Source organism: Photobacterium proteolyticum (genome assembly GCF_001939735.1).
Lineage (GTDB): Bacteria > Pseudomonadota > Gammaproteobacteria > Enterobacterales > Vibrionaceae > Photobacterium > Photobacterium proteolyticum.
In genome coordinates this window covers 1-1,247 of record NZ_MJIL01000068.1, presented here as the reverse complement: position 1 = coordinate 1,247, position 1,247 = coordinate 1, and the positions used below count along the sequence as shown (strand labels likewise).

Below are 1,247 nucleotides of genomic sequence, written 5' to 3'. Positions count from 1 at the left end.
TTGACGGGGGCCCGCACAAGCGGTGGAGCATGTGGTTTAATTCGATGCAACGCGAAGAACCTTACCTACTCTTGACATCCACGGAATCCTTTAGAGATAGAGGAGTGCCTTCGGGAACCGNGTAGTCCACGCCGTAAACGATGTCTACTTGGAGGTTGTGGCCTTGAGCCGTGGCTTTCGGAGCTAACGCGTTAAGTAGACCGCCTGGGGAGTACGGTCGCAAGATTAAAACTCAAATGAATTGACGGGGGCCCGCACAAGCGGTGGAGCATGTGGTTTAATTCGATGCAACGCGAAGAACCTTACCTACTCTTGACATCCAGAGAACTTTCCAGAGATGGATTGGTGCCTTCGGGAACTCTGAGACAGGTGCTGCATGGCTGTCGTCAGCTCGTGTTGTGAAATGTTGGGTTAAGTCCCGCAACGAGCGCAACCCCTATCCTTGTTTGCCAGCACGTCATGGTGGGAACTCCAGGGAGACTGCCGGTGATAAACCGGAGGAAGGTGGGGACGACGTCAAGTCATCATGGCCCTTACGAGTAGGGCTACACACGTGCTACAATGGCGTATACAGAGGGCTGCCAACCAGCGATGGTGAGCGAATCCCAGAAAGTACGTCGTAGTCCGGATTGGAGTCTGCAACTCGACTCCATGAAGTCGGAATCGCTAGTAATCGTGGATCAGAATGCCACGGTGAATACGTTCCCGGGCCTTGTACACACCGCCCGTCACACCATGGGAGTGGGCTGCACCAGAAGTAGATAGCTTAACCTTCGGGAGGGCGTTTACCACGGTGTGGTTCATGACTGGGGTGAAGTCGTAACAAGGTAGCCCTAGGGGAACCTGGGGCTGGATCACCTCCTTAACGATAGACTGCTTGTTTGATGCAGTGTCCACACAGATTGCCTGGTGAAATGGTTTTAGAAATAGCGAAAGCGCTAATGAATGACTTCGGTTATTGATTAACGCTTTTAGCGTTTGCTCTTTAACAATCTGGAAAGCTGACTAGTAAATTCAACCACAAGGTTGAATTAAAATGTTTCATCGAGAGATGAAACGAGTTCTCAAGCAATACACATTCAAGTGTCTTGTACTTTTGTCTTCACTTTTTCAAAAGTGAAAATAAAAGAAGAGTCCGGCGAAAAACCAATGTGCCCTTATCAGGCACACAAACCTTGGTTGTTTGAACATACGAAACCTCTTGGGGTTGTATGGTTAAGTGACTAAGCGTACACGGTGGATGCCTT

1 rRNA gene is annotated in these 1,247 nt (G+C 49.7%); it reads left to right on the top strand.

The window, feature by feature from the left end:
• Positions 1–865: ribosomal RNA gene (locus BIT28_RS29810) — 16S ribosomal RNA — on the top strand; the annotation flags it as partial.
• Positions 866–1,247: the final 382 nt, after the last annotated feature.